Source organism: Mesorhizobium robiniae (assembly GCF_040545535.1).
GTDB lineage: Bacteria > Pseudomonadota > Alphaproteobacteria > Rhizobiales > Rhizobiaceae > Mesorhizobium > Mesorhizobium robiniae.
Genome location: NZ_JBEPMC010000011.1, coordinates 117,490 through 134,502 on the forward strand (window position 1 = coordinate 117,490; position 17,013 = coordinate 134,502).

Genomic DNA, 17,013 nt, shown 5'->3' on the forward strand with positions numbered 1-17,013 from the left:
TTAGCGGCCGTTGGCGCCCTTGAGGCGCGACTTGACGACCAACGGCTGGATGTAGGGCTCGAGCGATTTCAGCGTGCACGCCAGCGCGCCGCGCATCTCTTCGACGGTCGCCGCACCGGCTGCCATCATCTCGTGGCGAGCCACCTCATTGCTCAAAAGGAAATTGACCGCGCCGGCAAGCATGTCGCGGTCGCGCACCAGCTTGGCGCCGCCGCTGTCGAGCAGGCGCTGATAGGTCTCGCGAAAATTCTGAACATTGCGGCCGGCCAGAACTGCGGTGTCGAGCATGGCCGGCTCCAGCGGGTTCTGGCCACCCTCGGAGGTGAGCGAACGGCCGACGAAGGCGATCTCCGTCAGCCGGAGATAAAGCCCCATCTCGCCGATCGTATCGCCGAGCAGAATGTCCGTATCGGCGGTGATCCTGTCGCCCTTGCTGCGCCGAGCGACTTTCAGGCCCATCCCGGAAATCTGCGCGGCAAGCGCTTCGGCACGATCGGGATGGCGCGGGACGACGATCGTCAAAAGGCCATGGTGCCGCTTGTGCAGCATCGCGTGAACTTCGGCGGCCACCGTCTCTTCCCCTTCATGGGTCGAGATCGCCGCCCAAGTCGGGCGCGCGCCGATCTGACGCTTGAGCGCGTACAACGCCTTTTCATCGGCTGGCGGCGGCGTGGTGTCGACCTTGAGGTTGCCGGATACGGTGACCGGCCGGGCGCCCAGCGAGAGAAAGCGCTCGCCGTCGATTTCCGACTGGGCGACGACATGAGCGAGATTTTCGAACAGCGCCTCGGCGATGTTGGCGCGCTTTTTCCAGGATTTGAAGGAACGGTCCGACAGCCTGCCATTGACCAGCACCTGCGGCACACGGCGCGCGCCGAGCTCTAGGATGGTCATCGGCCAGATCTCCGATTCGGCGATGATCGCCAGATCCGGCCGCCAATGGTCGAGGAAACGGCTGACCGCCGGCTTGAGGTCGAGCGGCACATATTGATGGATGATGCGATCGCCGAGCCGCTCTTCGGCAACCTGAGCCGAAGTGACGGTCCCCGTCGTCAGCACGATGTTGACGCCGTAGTCGAGAATGCTCTCGACCAGCGGCACGACGGCAATGGTCTCGCCGACGCTCGCCGCATGAATCCAGATCACCGGCCCTTCGGGGCGCTCGCGCCCGGCGATGCCATAGCGCTCACGCCGGCGAACTCGGTCCTCCTTGCCCCTGGAGGTGCGCCAGGCAACATAAGGCCCGACCAGCGGATAGGCGGCTGCGCCTGCGAAACGATACGCCGTCAGGAAGGTGCGCGCCCAGCGCCCGCTCATTTCGAGCCATCCACGAGGCGGTAGGCTTCGGCGGTCGCGGCGTTGAGCGCGTCCGTGACCTCTTGGCGCTTGCGTTCCATTTCGGTCTCGTCAGCATTGGCCGGAACGAACACCGGCGTTCCCACGACGATCGAGGAGCGGCCGAACGGCAGATTGATCGTGGTCTTGTCCCAGCTGCGCTCGAGCACCTTGCGGCGGCTGGTGGCGATGGCGGCGGGCAGAATCGGCCGGCCTGAAAGCCGCGCCAGGAGAACGATGCCAAGCCCCGCATCGCGCGGCGTGCCATGCGGAATGTCAGCGATCATGGCGACGTTCTTGCCGGTGGCGAGCGACTTTTTCAAGGCAATCAGTGCCTTGGCGCCGCCCTTGTCGAGATGCTTCGAGCTTTCGCGCCCACCCGAGCCGCGCACTGCCTCGATGCCGAATTTCTCGATCATCAGCGCGTTGAGCTCGGCATCGGCACTGCGCGAGACCATGGCGACCAGCGGTCGCCCCTTTGGATAGTAGGCCGGAGTCAAAAGATGCTGGCCGTGCCACAGCGCAATGATGCCCGGCTCGAACTGCGAATAAGCGCCGCCCGATATCTGCGCCGATCCGTCGACAACACGATTGGTCAGGCGGATGAGACGAACGAACTGCGCAAACAGGCTGGCGATGGCGTTCTTGACGAATCGCGATTGCGCCAGCGGTTCGCGAATCTTGCGCCAGAATGTCCGTGGGGTGCCGCCAGGATGCCTTCTGACGCCGGACCTCGTCGCCGGTCCTTTCACCGCTTCATGATCCATCGATTTCAATCGGCAGCCTTGGTGTCGGGGTCGAGCAACCGATGCAGGTGAACGACGAAATACCGCATATGGGCATTGTCCACGCTGGCCTGGGCCTTGGCCTTCCATGCCGTTTGCGCAGATTGATAATCCGGATAGATGCCGACGATGTCGAGCGCGTCGAGATCACGGAATTCGGTCCCGCCTAGCGTCTTCAGTTCGCCGCCGAACACCAGGTGCAAAAGCTGCTTCTTTCCGTCTTCCGCGGTCATGTCGGTCCTTCACATATCGTGAGTTTGTGACAGGTCTAGACCAAAGCCGCCGACTTTGGAACCATTGATGATATGTTCAACCGTCCAGCCCGGCGATGATGCCGGCGAGGACGGCAAGCAGTTCGCCGCTGCCGGCCACCAGGGCGCCGTGGCTGATCACTTCGCCGGCATAGCGCGGTGCGCGGCCTTTCTGGTCGAGCAATGCGCCGCCTGCCTCGCGCAAAATGAGGTCCGCCGCGGCGATGTCCCAATCATGTGCGTTGGGTTTGACGAAGGTTGCATCGAGCGCGCCATTGGCGACCATCGCCAGCCGGTAGGCGAGCGAGGGAATATAGGGCACGCGGCTCAGCCGGCCCTGCCATTCGGCCGGCAGCAGGCCGACCAATGGCTTCGGCCCGCCGATTTCGACCATCGCTGCCGGACCGCGCACGGCGATGCGACGGCCATTCAGGAACGCCCCTTCACCGGGCAACGCCCAATAGGTCTCCTGCGTGGCTGGACATTCGAGCACGCCGGCAAGCGTGCGGCCGTCCTCGACCACGGCGACGCTGACGCACCACGAGCGAAGCCCGTCGAGGAAGCCGCGCGTGCCGTCGATCGGATCGACGACGAAGGTGCGGCGGGCAGCAAGCCTTGCGGGATCGTCGGCCGTCTCCTCCGAGAGCCAGCCATAGTCCGGCCGTGCCGCAAGCAAGGTCTCGCGCAGGTAGGCGTCGGCAGCGTGATCGGCCTCGCTTACCGGCGAGGTCCCGCCCTTCATCCACACTTGCGGGTTGTTGCCGAAATAGCGCATGGCAATGATGCCCGCCTCGCGGGCAGCGTCGCGAAGCAGCGGCAGATCCTCGCGGGCTCCGGCCGAGGTGACTTGGTCAAGCTCCGGCAAGGGTCATGCCTTCGATCAGAAGCGTTGGTGCGGCGGTGCCGAAATTGCGATCGAGATCGCTCGCCGGAACCATGTTGAGGAACATGGTCTTCAGGTTCGAGGCGATGGTCACTTCCGCAACCGGATAAGCGAGCTCTCCGTTCTCGATCCAGAAGCCGGAAGCGCCGCGGCTGTACTCGCCGGTCACCATGTCGACGCCCTGGCCGAACACTTCGGTGACGTAAAAACCTGATTTGAGCGACTTGATGAGGTCTTCGGGCGTCCGCTCGCCCGGCTCGATGGCGAGGTTGGTCGATGACGGGGAGACGGAGGAGCCGTTGCGCGAGCCGCGCCCGTTGGTGGTCAGTCCCAATTCCCGCGCGGCCGAGGTTGAGAGGAACCAGTGGTTCAAAATGCCTTTTTCGACCATGAGCAGTCTTTCGCCCTCGACGCCTTCACCGTCGAACGGACGCGACGCCTGGCCACGGCGCCGGAGCGGTTCATCGGTGACGGTGATCGCGGCCGCCGCTACCTGCTTGCCCATCATGTCGCGCAGAAAGCTGGTCTTGCGTGCGACGGACGCGCCGTTGATGGCGCTGGCGAGATGGCCGGCGATGCCGCGGGCGACACGCGGGTCGAATACCACATTGACCGGCCCGGTCGCCGCCTTGCGCGCGCCGATGCGGCGGGCAGCGCGTTCGCCGGCCTTGCGACCGATGTCCTCCGGCGCGTCGAGATCGGAATAGTGCTGGCGCGAGGAAAATTCATAATCGCGCTCCATGCCGGTGCCCTCGCCGGCGATGACACTGGCCGAGCGCGAAAAACGCGACGCGACATAGTGGCCGACAAAACCGTGCGAGGTGGCGAGCACCAGCCCGCCAAGACCGGCGCTGGCGCCGCTGCCGGCCGAATTGGTAACGCCATTGACGGCAAGTGCCGCCGCTTCCGCAGCCAGCGCTGCTTCCTTCAACTGGTCGGCCGAAACTTCGGTCGCGTCGAACAGATCGAGATCGCGCGGCTTCTTGACCAGCAAAGCCGGATCGGCGAGGCCCTGATAGGGATCTTCGGGCGAAACCTTCGCCATCGCAACAGCGCGCTCGGCCAGCGCTTTCGGGTCGGAGGCAGCGGTTGCCGAGACGCTCGCCACCCGCTTGCCGACGAAGACGCGCAGCGAGACATCCTCGCTCTCGGACGCTTCGGTCCCCTCGACCTTGCCAAGCCGCACCGACACACCGGTCGAGCGGCCGCGCACCGCAACCGCGTCGGCGGCGTCGGCGCCGGCCCGCTTGGCAGCCTCAACCAGGGCCGCGACGCGGTCGGTCAATTTCGCTGAGTCCAGCGTATCGGTCATGCACATAGTCCTGTTTTTCCGCCTGACATTAGTGGCGGCCGCTCCGCACCATCTATTGTTCCGATGTGGCTTGTGCAATGGCAGAAGTGGCAAGCAGAATAGATCGGCCAGCGGACATCGGCTTTAGGCGGCATGATCGAAGCGGCTCCTCAAAGGCTGCTTCGCGCCAGGTGCGGACTGGCCGACAGCCCCTTTGATGCCGTTCCTCGATCACGTGTGGACGTTCGATTGCGGTAACGTCGCCCTCGTCCTTTTTCCACTCATGATCGACCTCTGACCCAACCATTAAATTAGCAATTTCTTGTGCATCCTTGGAACTTTGTAGCTTGCGTTCCATTTTCAACCGCATGCGAGACTCTGTGATCCAAAGCATCAGGACTGCGGTGAACGTGTCGCCGCCGCGGTACTCGCTGGTCCTTCCCATATACAATGAAGAGCAGGTGCTGCCTAAACTGATCGAGCGGATCAGCTGGCTGATCTGCCGGTTGGACGGAGAGGCTGAGGCGATCTTCGTCGATGACGGAAGCCTCGATGGAAGCGTCGAATACCTTCAGAAGGTGGTCGCTGCCGAGCCGCGCTTCCGGCTGATCGAGCTTTCCCGCAATTTCGGCCACCAGGTCGCGATCACGGCCGGCATGGACGCGGCTGCGGGTGATGCGGTCATCGTCATGGATGCCGACCTGCAAGACCCGCCGGAGGTGGTTCTCGATCTGGTGGCGAAGTGGAAGGAAGGTTTCGAGATCGTCTATGCCCGCCGGGTCAAGCGTGAGGGCGAATCCTGGTTCAAGCGCATTACGGCGAATCTCTTCTACCGTCTGCTGGAGAAAATGACGTCGGTCGACATCCCGCGCGACGTCGGCGATTTTCGCCTGGTTGGCCGTAAGGCTCTGGAAACCTTCAAGCAAATGCCCGAACACGACCGCTTCGTCAGGGGCATGTTTGCCTGGATGGGGTTCAAGCAGACGGCGGTGCCTTTCGAACGCCCCGCGCGGACCCTGGGCCAGACCAAATATCCCTTCTGGAAGATGATGCACCTTGCCGTTCACGGCATCGTCAGCTTCTCCGAGAAGCCGCTGAGAATGGCGCTGTGGGGCGGATTGGCCATCTCCGCGCTTGCGGTACTGTTCGGTGCTTACGCCATCTTCGCCTGGATTTTTGAAACCGGCATCATCGCAGGCTGGACATCCACGGTGGTGATTGTGTCGCTCCTTTGCGGCATCAATCTTTTCATGACCGGCGTAGTCGGGCTTTATGTCGGCGGCATCCACGCCGAGGTGAAACGCCGTCCGCTTTACGTGATCGATCGGGCCACCGGCTTCGACAAGGCGATGCGTATCGCCACCCCTGGTGAGAGCCGTCGTTCAATCCGAAAACCCAGGAACGGAGCCTCGGCTGATGGCCGAACTCTTCGACAGCTATAAATCAAACTATGGCGAGGTGGTCGCAGGATCTGTCCGGTTTTCCGGACTCAAGCACGACTTCTTTCTGGCCGCCAAGGCCGACCTGCTGCGCCGCCTCATCGTCGAGCGAAAGCTTCGGCAGGGCGGGGCTGATGTGCGGGCGCTGGATGTCGGCTGCGGCGTCGGATCGCTCCACCCTTATCTCGAAGGCGCGTTCGAGAGCCTGGATGGCTGCGACGTCTCGAAGGAATCGATCCTGCGCGCCGGCCAAGACAATCCATTTGTGGCCTACAGGGCCTGCACCACGCCGGGCCTGCCTTATGAAGACGGCACGTTCGATCTGGCTTTCGCCAGTTGCGTCGTCCATCACGTTCCGCCGATCTCCTGGCTCGATTTCTTCCGGGAAATGCGGCGCGTCGTGCGGCCGGGTGGCGTCGCCTGCATCATCGAGCACAATCCCTATAATCCGCTGACGCGTCTTGCGGTGTTGCGGTGTCCATTCGACCAGGACGCGATTCTGCTCAACGCCGCCAAGGCAAGGTCCCTTTTTAAGGAGTCGGGTTTTCGGGACATCCGATCCGAGCACTTCCTGCTGCTGCCCTCGACCAGGTCTTTCGCCAGAAAACTCGAGCGCGTGCTCGCGCGCCTACCGCTCGGAGCCCAGTATGCGTGCAGCGCGCATGTCTGAGGGCCGTTCGACGGCCAGCGCCGGGCTGAAGCTGCTGGCACGCTTCGGATTGGTCGGCATCGCTGCGACGATCCTTTACGCTGGCTTGGCTACCGTCTTGATCAAATCGGAATGGATCGGCGTCACGCCCGTCCAGGCGTCGCTTTCGGCTTACGCCGCGGCCGCCGTGTTTTCATATCTCGCCCACAAGTCGGTAACATTCATGTCGAGCGGCTCGCATCGATCGGAAGCTGCGCGTTTTGTCCTGCTGACGGCGACAGGCTTCGCCATGGCATACGTGGTGCCGGCGCTTTTGACGATGAAACTCGGCCTGTCGCCCATCATTGGCATTCTGGTTACATGCTTGCTCATTCCGGCGATCAATCTTCTCATGCTCGACCGATGGGTTTTTGCGCAGGGAAGACCCGGCCGGCAAGGCGACCGCTAATCCGTCTCGACGGCATCCAGCCGGAACGACACCAGTTTGATGGCGCGGTTGTATATGTTGCTGGCTGCCGGAGTTTGCGGAATGCCGTCGAGATAATCGAAGGCGATGTCGAGTGCCTTGCTCTCGCCGAGAGCCGCCGGTGGGATGACGAACGAGACGATTCGTGCTTCCTTGCCAGACAGCGTCACCGCATGCGCCCGAACGCCGTTCACCGAGATCACAACCCTCTGCGTGATCTGTGGCGGACGAATGACGGCGGCCATTTGCAGCGTGGCAGCCAAGCCGTGACCGAGCGGCGGTATCCCCACGCGAAGCCGCGAGGTCTCGCCCAGCGAATGGGTGCCGTCGCCTGCCGGCCCCGACCAGCCGCAGACTTTCATGCTGGCTGCCTGTTTGGCGCCGTCGCTGCGGAAGGATACCGTCTGGCCAAGTATGTAGCCGCCGATCGCATCGCGGTTGAGGCAGGTCGTCGTCCGATCGATGTAGTAGGCGCGATAGTCGGCGTTGACGTTCGGATTGAGAGCAAGCGCAAGAATGACAATCTCGGACCCGGCCAGAACCGTCGCGAGCGCATAGCCGCTGAGCCAGGCGGCGTGCCGATACGGGGCCGGAATGCTAGACCAGGGCAAGGTAGCCTCCGATCCACGCCACGGTCATGAAATAACAGGCACCCAGGAAGAGAACCAAAGCAACTGGGTAAGTCAGCCTCGACGCCGATAGCAGGACGGCGAGCAACATTGTCAGAGGTGCAAGCCCAACCACATATCTGACCATGGAGGCCAGGTTGGTGATCAGTGGCAGGATGATGCAGAGCGCGCAGAACAGCGCAGCGCCATATTGCCTGCGAGCCGCCAGCACCGCCGACAGCGCCAATCCGGCAATTGCGGCCAGCGCGCTCCATTGCGGCGCGGTGGGCAGCCATCCTGTGGCCGGAACGGCGGAGAGCCCGTCCCATAGAAAGACGAGCGGATTGCCCGCTACCCGTCCGAATGCGCGCTGGACATGCAAGAACGCAAAGCCGTCCCCGATCGTCAGATAAAGAAACAGGATGTAGGCGAACAAGCCGGCGGGCGAGATGAGGATAGCGACGAGCAGATCCGGCCTGCCAAGCAGCCAGCGTGGAAAAGACAGCGCCGATCCGCCCTGCTCACGGTGTTGCCTGAACATCTGAATGACGGTCGCAAATACGACGAGGACCCCGACCAGCCTCGTCGCCGAGAGGAGCGCGGATGCAACGCCCGCGGCGAGATAGCTGGAGCGGTTTAGCGCGAGAAAAACGCATGAGGTCAGCAGCACGAAAAGAGGTTCGGTCAGGAAAGTGGTGAAATGGAAGGAGAACGGGCCGCTGAGCAGAAAGGCGCAGTACAGCACATAGGCCCGCATGTTCTTCTCCAGCAGCGGCCATGCCACCAGACAGGCGGCGTAGCTGCAAACAATGGAGGTGATGGTGGCGACCAGTATCGTCTGGAAAGGGAAAACGACCCGGATCGCCGCCACCAACATCGGATAGAGTGGAAAGAAGCCCCAGCGACCGACATTGCTTTGGTTTGGAATGGGAAAGCGTTCGTAACCTTGTTCGCTGATGTCAATGTACCAGGCGCAATCCCACCGGCAGAGCGCACGGGCATAAGCCGCGAAACCCGGCTCCTCCGATACAGAAGCAAATGCTGCATAGCGTATGGCCAGTCCGCTGACCACGAACAGCAACGGCACCGCCGCGACGGCTACGGCAATAGAGCGACCGCCAGCGCTCGGACGCGCGACATCTTCGAGCGCCAACTCTGCCTCCACCCAGTCGAGTGGCTGGAGCCACTCTCCCCTTTAAATTAGCGCCGTGGCGGCAAATTCAAGACGCTGCGTTTGCCGGCTCAAGATCCGCGGATCAGGAATCCCTCAGCCAGACGAGCATCTCGCCGGGATCGCGGTTGTCCCAGGCGAAATAGGGAACGGCGGTGACTTTCGCCTCCTCCACCGCCGGCGGTTCGGTGCGATACAGTCCGTCCTGCCAATTTTCAGAGGCTTCTTTGCTGGCGACGGCCGAGAGCGTGACGATGCCACCCAGAAGGTTCGGCTCCTCACGCACCTCGATCTTTGCCGTCCGTGGCAGAGCGATGCGGTGCAACTGGCCGGCATTGTCGGTCTCCTCGACGCAATAGATCAGCGGACCTCGGGCGAGCGCGACGCGGCCGATATCCTGCCGCACCTCAGGGTTGGCGTAGAGGCGGTCGACCGCCATTTCGAGGTCGAGCTCGACCCGATCGCCCTTGCGCCATTCGCGGCGGATTGCGGCATAGCCGTCGCTGGTTATGTCATCCAGATCGACTGCCTCTCCGTTCACCTTGAGCGCCGCCTTGCGGCACCAGGCCGGCAGCCGCAGGTGCAAGGTGAATTCGGTCGGCGCCTCGGGCTCGACGCCGATCCAGACCGCGCCGTCCCATGGATAGTTGCTGGTCTGGATGAGCTCTACCGGTCGGCCAGCGATATCGAAACGAGCCGTTCCGTTTCCATAGAGGTGGACGGCCAGCGCGTCATCCGACAGGCTGTAGAAATAGCTGCCGATCGAGGCGACCATGCGCCCGATATTGGGCGGGCAGCAGGGGCAGCGATGCCATTTCCAGCGGTTGTGCTTGCCCCGGCTTTCCAGCGGGTTCTCGTAGAAAAACAGCGAGCCGTCGAGCGACAGGCCCGAGATCGAGCCGTTGTAGAGCGCCCGCTCCATCATGTCGGCGTAGCGCGCGTTAGGGCCCATGCCGAGCATGCGGCTCGCCCAGAACACCAGTCCGACCGAAGCGCAGGTCTCGGCATAGGCGGTTTCGTTGGGCAGGTCGTAGTCTGATGTAAAGCCCTCATTGTGCGACGACGGTCCAAGTCCGCCGGTGATGTAGAGGTTCTTGGTCATGAGATCGTCCCACAACCGGTCAAGCGTCACCCGCAGCGTGTCGTCGCCATATTCGGTGGCGATATCGGCCATGCCGGAATAGAGATACATCGCCCTCACCGCATGACCGACGACCTTGTCCTGCTCGCGCACCGGTCTGTGCGACTGGCTGTATTCGTAGGTCTTGAAATGATAGGCCTTCGGGTCTTCACCCCGGGCCCGCGCCTCCTTGTCGAAATAGTGCGGCTCAAGCCCGCGCTGGTCGATGAAGTATTTTGCAAGGTCCATGTACTTCTGCTCGCCCGTGACCCGCGCGAGCTTGACCAGCGCCAGCTCGATCTCCTCATGGCCGCAATAGCCCTTTTTCTTGCCGGGCTCGGGGCCGAAGGTTTCGGCGATGTGGTCGGCGTAGCGGCACATGATGTCGAGCAGCTTGCGTTTTCCCGTGGCCTGGTAGTAGGCGACCGCGCCTTCGATGAGATGGCCGGCGCAGTAGAGCTCGTGACAATCGCGCAGATTGGTCCAGCGCAGGCCGGGCTGGATGCGCTGGTACCAGCTCGAGAGATAACCGTCGGGCTGCTGCAGCTTGCCGTACATGTCGATGACGGCGTCGATCTTCTTCTCCAGCTCGTCATTGCGTCGGCGATAAAGCGAATAGGCCGCGGTCTCGATGGTCTTGCCCCAATCTGAGTCCCAGAACATCTGGGTGGTCACCGTCGAGCCGGTGAACTCGTTGCCGGCGGCAGCGGCCTCGTCCGGCGAGGGTGAGTGGAACGGAATGACGACGCCGGGCGATGGCCGGTCCGGGTCGATCTGCTCCAGCATGCGCGCCTCGACGCAGCGGTCATAGAGGATGTCGGCGGTCCTGGTGGCGACGGCATCGACACGGTCGCCCCAGAAGCCTCTGATATCGACCTGCGGCACCGGCAGCGGGCGGAAGGCGAGCTTCGGCTTGCCCGAATTGGCGGCCGGTTTGGCGGATTGCGATGCGGTCATGATTTACTCCGTTCGATTGGTCACTTGACGGCCCCTGCCATGAGGCCGCGGATGTAGAAGCGCTGCAGCAGCAGGAAGAGCACCAGGCATGGCACCATCATCACGGTGACGCCGGCCTGCACCGCGCCCCAGTCGATGGCGCCGAAGCGGCCGGACTGAAGCGCCGTCATCATGATCGGCAGCGTGAATTTGGACTGGTCCGTCATCAGCACCAGGGCCGCCAGGAACTCGTTCCAGGCGCCGAGGAACGCGAACAGCGCGATGGTGACGATGCCTGGCCAGACCAGCGGCAGCATCACTTTCAAGAGCATGGTGACATTGTTGGCGCCGTCCATGCGGGCGGCTTCCTCGATCTCGCGCGGCACAGCGTCGAAGGCGTTACGCATCATGAAGATCGAGAACGGCAGCTGCAGCGTGACGTAGACGCAGACCAGCCCGGTCAGCGTGTTGTGCAGGCCGATCTTGGTCAGCACCAGGAAGATCGGCGTCAGGATCGACTGGAACGGGATCATGATCGTCGACAGGATGACGACGAACAGCAGGTTCTTCAGCGGAAAGCGGAAGCGTGAGAAGCCGTAGCCGGCCAGCACGCTGACGATCACCGACAGCACCACCGTCATGACAGAGACATAGATGCTGTTTTGCGCCGGCAGCCAGAGCCCGTCGCCGAACGTGTTGAGCGTGGCGTAGTTCTCGACCGAAAAGCCCGTCGTCGGCCAGGGCGGCAGCGGCGGCTTACGCGACTCCTGCGCCGGCTTGAACGCCGAAAGCACGGTCCAGACGATCGGCGCCAGGAACAGCAGCGAGGCGATGATGCCCGTCGCGTGCTCGGCAATCTGCATGCCGAGGCGGGTTTTGCGGCTGCGTGCCTGCGCCATCAGTCAACGCCCTCCGGTTGGCGCAGCAGCCGCAGCTGGATGAGGCTGAGCGCGACCAGGATAACCAGCAGAACCATCGACAGGGCGGCGCCGTAGCCGAGCTTGAACGACACGAACGACTGGTTGAAAATCCAGTAGACGGCGGTCAGCGTCTGGTTGCGCGGCCCGCCGCGCAGGATGATGTAGAACTGGTCGAAGGCGAGCACCGAGCCGGCAACCGACAGGATCAGCGCCAGCGCCAGCGTGCGGCGCATCAACGGCAGGGTGATGGCGCGAAACCGCGCCAGCGGCCCTGCCCCATCGATCATCGCCGCCTCCTGCAGATCCGGCGGGATGGATTGCAGGCCGGTCATCAGGATGATCATGGTGAAGCCTGCCACCTTCCAGACGACCATGGCGATGATCGACCAGAAGGCCGGCTGGAACGTCGCCAGCAGATTGACCTTCTTCTCGGTCAGGCCGAGTTCGAAGGCGGCCGGGCTGAACAGGCCGGAATCGACATTGAGCAGCCACGACCAGAGCAGGCTGGCCGAAGCGAAACCGATGACGGCCGGCATGAAGAAGGATGTCCGGTAGAAGCCGGTCATCTGCCGCGGCCGTTCAATGAACAGCGCCAGCGGAAAGGCGACGACGAAGATCGCGATGGTGACGATCACCGTGTAATAGCCGGTGAATTTGAGCGCGTTCCAGAACCTGGTGTCGCGCAGGATCGCCCAGTAATTGTCGAGACCAATGAAGGAGTGCGCGCCCATCAGCGGCCAGTTGTGCAGCGACATCCACGCGGTCATGCCGAGCGGGATGATGAAAAAGACGACGACCAGCGCCACGGCCGGCGCGACATAGAGCAGGCCGATCCACTGCCGACGGCCGGCGCCGACGAGTTTGCGGCGGCGGGCTGGGGCGGAGGTTGCTGCGATGGAGGTCATGGCTGGCCGCTCCCCTCCCCCTCGAGGGGAGGGTCCGGCCGAAGGCCGGGGGTGGGGTCCTGCGTGCAGCGCGCCGACGAAAAAGAACGTCGAGCACTTCGCAGACGACCCCACCCGGACCTGCGGTCCGACCTCCCCTCAAGGGGGAGGTGGGGCTGGCGCTCATCCGCCGAGGTGGTTGTAGTGATTAAGGTCATGCCAGTTCTTCCGTTAGCGCCAACGTCCCCCTCGAGGGGAGGGTCCGGCCGAAGGCCGGGGGTGGGGTCCTCTGCGAAACGCGCCGACGCAAAGAGAACGTCGAGCCACTGCCGCAATGACCCCACCCGGACCTGCGGTCCGACCTCCCCTCGAGGGGGAGGTAAGGCCGGCGCTTACTGCTGCGGCGCCGAGTCGATGATCGACTGCATGGTTTCCTGCGCGTTGGCGATGGCGCCATCGACGTCTTCGCCGAAGAAGACCTCGTTGACCATCTGGTTCCACGGACCGTTGGCGGAGTTGATCAGGTCGTTGAACACCACCGAATAGGGCGTGCGGCCCTTGGCCATGGCTTCTGCGGCGACCTTGTAGCGCGGGTCGAGGTCCTTCAGCGCCTCATTGGCGATGTCGCCGCGCACCGGAAGGCTGCCGTATTTCGCCAGGATGGTTTGGCCTTCCAGCGAGTAGGCGAAATCGAGGAACTCCTTCACCACCGCGATTTTCGTGGTGCCCTTGGTGACGACGAAATTGTCGCCGCCGGCAAAGGACGACCAGCCGCCATCCTTGCCCGGCAGGAAGGTGACGCCGTAGTCGATGTCAGGGTATTGAGTGTTCAGCGCGCCGATGGCGAAGGCGCCGGACGGCGAGATGCCGATATTGCCGCCGGCAAACGCCGCAAAGAAGTTGGAGCCGGTATCGGTCTGCGCGCCTGATGGCACCAGATCCTTCTTGACCATCGAGCGGTAGAGATCGATGGCGCCGCGCAGCTGCGGGCTGTCGAGCGTCGCCTTCGAGCCGTCCTCGGTGAGGATGTCGCCGCCCGAGGCCCAGATCAGCGGCGTGAAGGTGAAGATGTTGCAGCCGCCGCAATTGCCGGAGAAATAGAAGCCTTTTATATCGCCGCCAAGCGCGTTGACCTTTTCGGCATAGGCTTCGATGTCGGCCCAGTTGGTCGGGCCTTTTTCAGGGTCGAGACCGGCCTGCTTGAACAGCTTCTTGTTCCAGATCAGCACCGAACTATCGGCGGAGAACGGCAGCCCGTAGATGCGGTCCTTGTAGGTGCCGGTCTTGACGTGCGCCGGCGACAGGCTGTTGAAATAAGGCAGCGATTTCGCCCAGTCGGTGATGTCTTCCAGCTGGCCGGCGGCGGCGAAGGACGGCGTGTAGATCAGGTCGAGCGAGAGTGCATCGGGTGCCGTGCCGCCGGCGGCGGCAGCGCCATATTTCGGGATGATCTCGGCATTGGGGATGATGTCCAGCTTGACCTGGTTCTCATGCCCCTTGTTGAAGGCATCGACGATGCGCGGCATGAAGTTCGAGCCGTCGGCGCGAACCCAGATGTTGGCGGTCTCGGCTGCGGCGGACGGCCCGACTGTTGCCAGCGTGCCCAAAACGCTCGCGGCAAAGGCGAGCCCGGTAATGACAGTCCTCATGTTCTCCTCCTCATGGTTCTGTTTTCCTGAGGCCGCGCTCCCCGCGCGGCATCTTGATCTCAGCCGTCCGGCGGACGGCCGCATGACTGACGCACCACCAGCCGGCACGGCAGTTTTCGGATGCCCGGCGCGGCGGGTTGGCCGCCGACGAGCGAAAGCAAGGTAAGACCGGCCTCGCGCCCGAGTGCCGCCAGGTTCATGTCGACGGAGGTCAGCGGCGGGCGCGTTGCCTCGGCCACGATCTGCCAATTGTCGAAACCGATGACGCCGACATCATCAGGCACATCAAGCCCGCGCTCGCGCAGCGCATCGATGACGCCGCGCGCGATCTGGTCGTTGCCGCAAAAAACGGCATCGGGCTTTTCGCCCCCACTCTTCGACAGCTTGCCGTCGAAGAGCTTCTTCACCGCCTCGTGACCCCACGCTTCCGACCACGAGCCGAGCAATGGTTCCATGACCGGCAAGCCTTTCTCGGTCAGCACGTCACGATAGGCCTGTGCCCGCGCGTGCACCACCGCAAAACTCGCCGGCCCGGTGACATGAGCGATGCGCCGCCGCCCAAGCCGCCAAAAGTGCTCGACCGCCAGGCGCGCTCCGCCAGCGTCGTCAGACACGAACGCGATGGCGTCGGGATCGGGCTGGGTGAAGGCGTAGATCACGGGAACGCCGAGATTGGACAGGTCGACCGGCAGATGGCGGTCGATGCGCTTGCCGGTGGCGATGATGCCGTCGACGCGCTTGTCGAGCATGGCATCGACATGGAGCTGGCCGAGGCGCTGGTCGTCCTCGACATTGCACAGAAACACCGAGACGCCCTTGTCGACCAGCGCATCCGAAATGCCCGACATGACCGGCAGCGAAAAGCGGCCATAGGTGTCGTTGGTCAACAGCCCGACGGTAAAACTGCGCCGGCGCAACAGGCTCTGCGCCAGGCTGTTCGGGCGAAAGCCGAGACGCTGCGCCGTCTCGCGAATGCGCTCGCGCGTCTCGGCAGTCATCCGCCCCTGCCCGTTCAGCGCTTTTGAGGCTGTGGCGACGCTGACGCCGGCGAGTGCTGCTACCTCACGGAGGGTGACTGGTGTTTTGGCGGGCGCTGGCGCGGCGTCGGAGGACATGGAGTGCGGCGAATTCCTTAGTTTGAGAAAAGGTTTTCTCTTGTTGGCCTGCAGGGCGCTGATTGCTGAGGTCTGCGGATGCGAGTGATTTGGGAAAAGGTTTTCTCAAAGGGAGACTAGGACGAAGATGGGGGTATGACAAGTGGGTATGGAGAAAACGGGCGGACGACTCCCGCAATACCGCCCGAACGGGAGAGCGTTGTGTTTGTCGGTCGCCTGGGGCAGAGCACTTTCAATAGACAATGACCGTACTGCCTAGTCCATCGCGTTTGATTAATAGCTTGTGGGCGCCAGCACGGGTTTCATATCGGGGGGCCAGAATTGTGAGCAACAAAATCGTAGTCGGGACTGGTCTTCCGCCGTTACCAGAAGACCTTCTGCTCGCTCGAGATCGGGGCGAGGTGCTGTTTGTCGTTGGGGCCGGCGCATCCTACCCTGCCCCGTCCTCTTTGCCGGATTTTGGTGGTCTTGTTGCCGACATATACGCTGAAGTAGACGCATCGATGTCCGTGCCTCTCGCCACGTTGCGCACGCCAGGCGGCCCTAGTTGGGACAAGGTCCCGGATCTGCTCACCCATCAACAACGCACCGAACTGAAGTTTTTCTCTCAGAATGAATATGACGTCGTGCTCGGAATGCTGGAGCGTCGGATAGACGGCGATCCAAGTAAACAAAGTACGATGCGTCGAGCTGCGCAAAAGGTACTGGATCGAACGATAACGCCGAACATGCTCCATGCTGCGTTAGTTCGCTTGGGTCAGCGGTTTGGCCAAACACTCCTTGTGACTACGAATTTCGATCGTCTACTCGGACTAGCCGCGAAAAAGGCGGGTTATCTCGGCACCTCATATGCTTTGGGCCAAATTCCAAACCCAAGCCGGAGCACTGACTTTGCGGGAATCCTTCACATTCATGGGATGCTTCCACTCGGAAAAGAGAAGGGCTCAGCGCTCATTCTCACAGATCAGGACTTTGGCGATGCCTACTTGCGCCGTCATGCGGTGACTTCTTTCCTCTACGACGCGGCGAGGATATTTCACCTGGTATTGGTGGGATACAGCGCCAATGATTCGCCTGTCCGCTACCTTCTGAACGCCATTGCAGCCGACGAACGTCACTTCGTGGATCTGAAGCCACGATATGCATTCGTTGGATGCGACCCTACGGATGACCGCACTCCCATCGAATGGCAATCGCGCGGCATCACTCCAATAGCCTACGACAGAGCCAACAATCACAAAGCGCTCGAGGATGTCTTGATGCGGTGGTCCGAAATCATTCCCGACAAGAAAAATGGAATGCGTCTTAGAAAGTATCTGGCAAACGTCGCGACATTGGATCCGGACGGTGTCGATGGGAAAGCTGCCCAATCTTTTCTTCGGTATTATGTACGCCGCTCTAATCCTAGCGAGCAAGCAGAGCTGGCCGGCATACTTGCTAGGAAGGGATCGTCCCCGAAATGGCTCGCCTTCTTAAACCAAGTTATCCGCGATATGGCGAAAGGGAAATGA

Annotated in this window: 16 protein-coding genes; 4 read left to right on the forward strand and 12 right to left on the reverse strand. The window is 62.5% G+C overall.

Annotated features, from left to right (window positions below):
* The 5 genes from waaA to ABID19_RS26515 form a co-directional block, all read right to left on the reverse strand.
* Positions 1 to 1,317 carry a lipid IV(A) 3-deoxy-D-manno-octulosonic acid transferase gene (gene waaA, locus ABID19_RS26495; protein WP_354493865.1) on the reverse strand — a complete coding sequence of 439 codons (1,317 nt, stop codon included), beginning with the start codon at positions 1,315 to 1,317 and terminating at the stop codon, positions 1 to 3.
* Entirely contained in the window at positions 1,314 to 2,102 is a 789-nt protein-coding gene (locus ABID19_RS26500; RefSeq protein ID WP_354493866.1) for a lysophospholipid acyltransferase family protein, read from the reverse strand. The genes waaA and ABID19_RS26500 overlap by 4 nt, the downstream gene beginning before the upstream one ends.
* A gap of 5 nt (positions 2,103 to 2,107) precedes the next feature.
* On the reverse strand, positions 2,108 to 2,353 hold the full coding sequence (locus tag ABID19_RS26505) for a DUF4170 domain-containing protein (RefSeq protein WP_095485661.1): 246 nt from the start codon (positions 2,351 to 2,353) through the stop codon (positions 2,108 to 2,110).
* Between the two features lie 76 nt (positions 2,354 to 2,429).
* Positions 2,430 to 3,236, reverse strand: coding sequence for a 3'(2'),5'-bisphosphate nucleotidase CysQ (locus ABID19_RS26510; protein WP_354493867.1), 807 nt, complete (start codon positions 3,234 to 3,236; stop codon positions 2,430 to 2,432).
* Positions 3,223 to 4,566, reverse strand: coding sequence for a TldD/PmbA family protein (locus ABID19_RS26515; RefSeq protein WP_354493868.1), 1,344 nt, complete (start codon positions 4,564 to 4,566; stop codon positions 3,223 to 3,225). The genes ABID19_RS26510 and ABID19_RS26515 overlap by 14 nt, the downstream gene beginning before the upstream one ends.
* A 347-nt stretch (positions 4,567 to 4,913) precedes the next feature.
* On the opposite strand from ABID19_RS26515, the gene ABID19_RS26520 reads away from it, so the two are divergent.
* Genes ABID19_RS26520 through ABID19_RS26530 form a run of 3 tightly spaced genes read left to right on the forward strand, consistent with a single transcriptional unit; the run spans position 4,914 to position 7,081 of the window.
* Complete coding sequence (locus ABID19_RS26520; RefSeq protein ID WP_354493969.1) at positions 4,914 to 5,987, forward strand: glycosyltransferase family 2 protein; 1,074 nt, start codon at positions 4,914 to 4,916, stop codon at positions 5,985 to 5,987.
* A complete protein-coding gene (locus ABID19_RS26525; protein WP_354493869.1) occupies positions 5,962 to 6,654 on the forward strand; it encodes a class I SAM-dependent methyltransferase in 693 nt (230 codons plus the stop codon). The genes ABID19_RS26520 and ABID19_RS26525 overlap by 26 nt, the downstream gene beginning before the upstream one ends.
* The gene (locus ABID19_RS26530) at positions 6,632 to 7,081 is read left to right on the forward strand and encodes a GtrA family protein (protein ID WP_354493870.1); all 450 of its coding nucleotides are present in this window, start codon (positions 6,632 to 6,634) and stop codon (positions 7,079 to 7,081) included. Before ABID19_RS26525 ends, ABID19_RS26530 begins: the two co-directional genes overlap by 23 nt.
* Here the strand turns inward: ABID19_RS26530 and ABID19_RS26535 are convergent.
* The 7 genes from ABID19_RS26535 to ABID19_RS26565 all read right to left on the reverse strand — a co-directional run bounded on the left by ABID19_RS26535 (position 7,078) and on the right by ABID19_RS26565 (position 15,502).
* Positions 7,078 to 7,710: a hypothetical protein gene (locus ABID19_RS26535; protein ID WP_354493871.1), complete on the reverse strand. Its 633-nt coding sequence runs from the start codon at positions 7,708 to 7,710 to the stop codon at positions 7,078 to 7,080. The two genes, ABID19_RS26530 and ABID19_RS26535, sit on opposite strands and share 4 nt — an antisense overlap.
* Complete coding sequence (locus ABID19_RS26540; RefSeq protein WP_354493872.1) at positions 7,697 to 8,860, reverse strand: hypothetical protein; 1,164 nt, start codon at positions 8,858 to 8,860, stop codon at positions 7,697 to 7,699. The genes ABID19_RS26535 and ABID19_RS26540 overlap by 14 nt, the downstream gene beginning before the upstream one ends.
* 103 nt (positions 8,861 to 8,963) lie before the next feature.
* Positions 8,964 to 10,955 carry a glycoside hydrolase family 127 protein gene (locus ABID19_RS26545; protein ID WP_354493873.1) on the reverse strand — a complete coding sequence of 664 codons (1,992 nt, stop codon included), beginning with the start codon at positions 10,953 to 10,955 and terminating at the stop codon, positions 8,964 to 8,966.
* A 20-nt stretch (positions 10,956 to 10,975) separates the two neighbouring features.
* Positions 10,976 to 11,833 (reverse strand): carbohydrate ABC transporter permease, encoded by an 858-nt coding sequence (locus tag ABID19_RS26550; RefSeq protein ID WP_354493874.1) that lies wholly within the window; start codon positions 11,831 to 11,833, stop codon positions 10,976 to 10,978.
* Positions 11,833 to 12,759 (reverse strand): carbohydrate ABC transporter permease, encoded by a 927-nt coding sequence (locus tag ABID19_RS26555; protein ID WP_354493875.1) that lies wholly within the window; start codon positions 12,757 to 12,759, stop codon positions 11,833 to 11,835. The genes ABID19_RS26550 and ABID19_RS26555 overlap by 1 nt, the downstream gene beginning before the upstream one ends.
* A 371-nt stretch (positions 12,760 to 13,130) precedes the next feature.
* Positions 13,131 to 14,387: an ABC transporter substrate-binding protein gene (locus tag ABID19_RS26560; RefSeq protein WP_354493876.1), complete on the reverse strand. Its 1,257-nt coding sequence runs from the start codon at positions 14,385 to 14,387 to the stop codon at positions 13,131 to 13,133.
* Between the two features lie 59 nt (positions 14,388 to 14,446).
* Complete coding sequence (locus tag ABID19_RS26565) at positions 14,447 to 15,502, reverse strand: LacI family DNA-binding transcriptional regulator (protein WP_354493877.1); 1,056 nt, start codon at positions 15,500 to 15,502, stop codon at positions 14,447 to 14,449.
* Positions 15,503 to 15,825: 323 nt separating this feature from the next.
* Between ABID19_RS26565 and ABID19_RS26570 the strand changes: the two genes are divergently transcribed.
* Entirely contained in the window at positions 15,826 to 17,013 is a 1,188-nt protein-coding gene (locus tag ABID19_RS26570; protein WP_354493878.1) for an SIR2 family protein, read from the forward strand.

Coding starts and splice junctions, on each gene's coding strand:
- waaA (WP_354493865.1), bottom strand. CDS start 1,317: ATGAGCGGGCGCTGGGCGCGCACCTTCCTGACGGCGTATCGTTTCGCA.
- ABID19_RS26500 (WP_354493866.1), bottom strand. CDS start 2,102: ATGGATCATGAAGCGGTGAAAGGACCGGCGACGAGGTCCGGCGTCAGA.
- ABID19_RS26505 (WP_095485661.1), bottom strand. CDS start 2,353: ATGACCGCGGAAGACGGAAAGAAGCAGCTTTTGCACCTGGTGTTCGGC.
- ABID19_RS26515 (WP_354493868.1), bottom strand. CDS start 4,566: ATGACCGATACGCTGGACTCAGCGAAATTGACCGACCGCGTCGCGGCC.
- ABID19_RS26520 (WP_354493969.1), top strand. CDS start 4,914: ATGCGAGACTCTGTGATCCAAAGCATCAGGACTGCGGTGAACGTGTCG.
- ABID19_RS26525 (WP_354493869.1), top strand. CDS start 5,962: ATGGCCGAACTCTTCGACAGCTATAAATCAAACTATGGCGAGGTGGTC.
- ABID19_RS26530 (WP_354493870.1), top strand. CDS start 6,632: ATGCGTGCAGCGCGCATGTCTGAGGGCCGTTCGACGGCCAGCGCCGGG.
- ABID19_RS26545 (WP_354493873.1), bottom strand. CDS start 10,955: ATGACCGCATCGCAATCCGCCAAACCGGCCGCCAATTCGGGCAAGCCG.
- ABID19_RS26550 (WP_354493874.1), bottom strand. CDS start 11,833: ATGGCGCAGGCACGCAGCCGCAAAACCCGCCTCGGCATGCAGATTGCC.
- ABID19_RS26555 (WP_354493875.1), bottom strand. CDS start 12,759: ATGACCTCCATCGCAGCAACCTCCGCCCCAGCCCGCCGCCGCAAACTC.
- ABID19_RS26560 (WP_354493876.1), bottom strand. CDS start 14,387: ATGAGGACTGTCATTACCGGGCTCGCCTTTGCCGCGAGCGTTTTGGGC.
- ABID19_RS26565 (WP_354493877.1), bottom strand. CDS start 15,502: ATGTCCTCCGACGCCGCGCCAGCGCCCGCCAAAACACCAGTCACCCTC.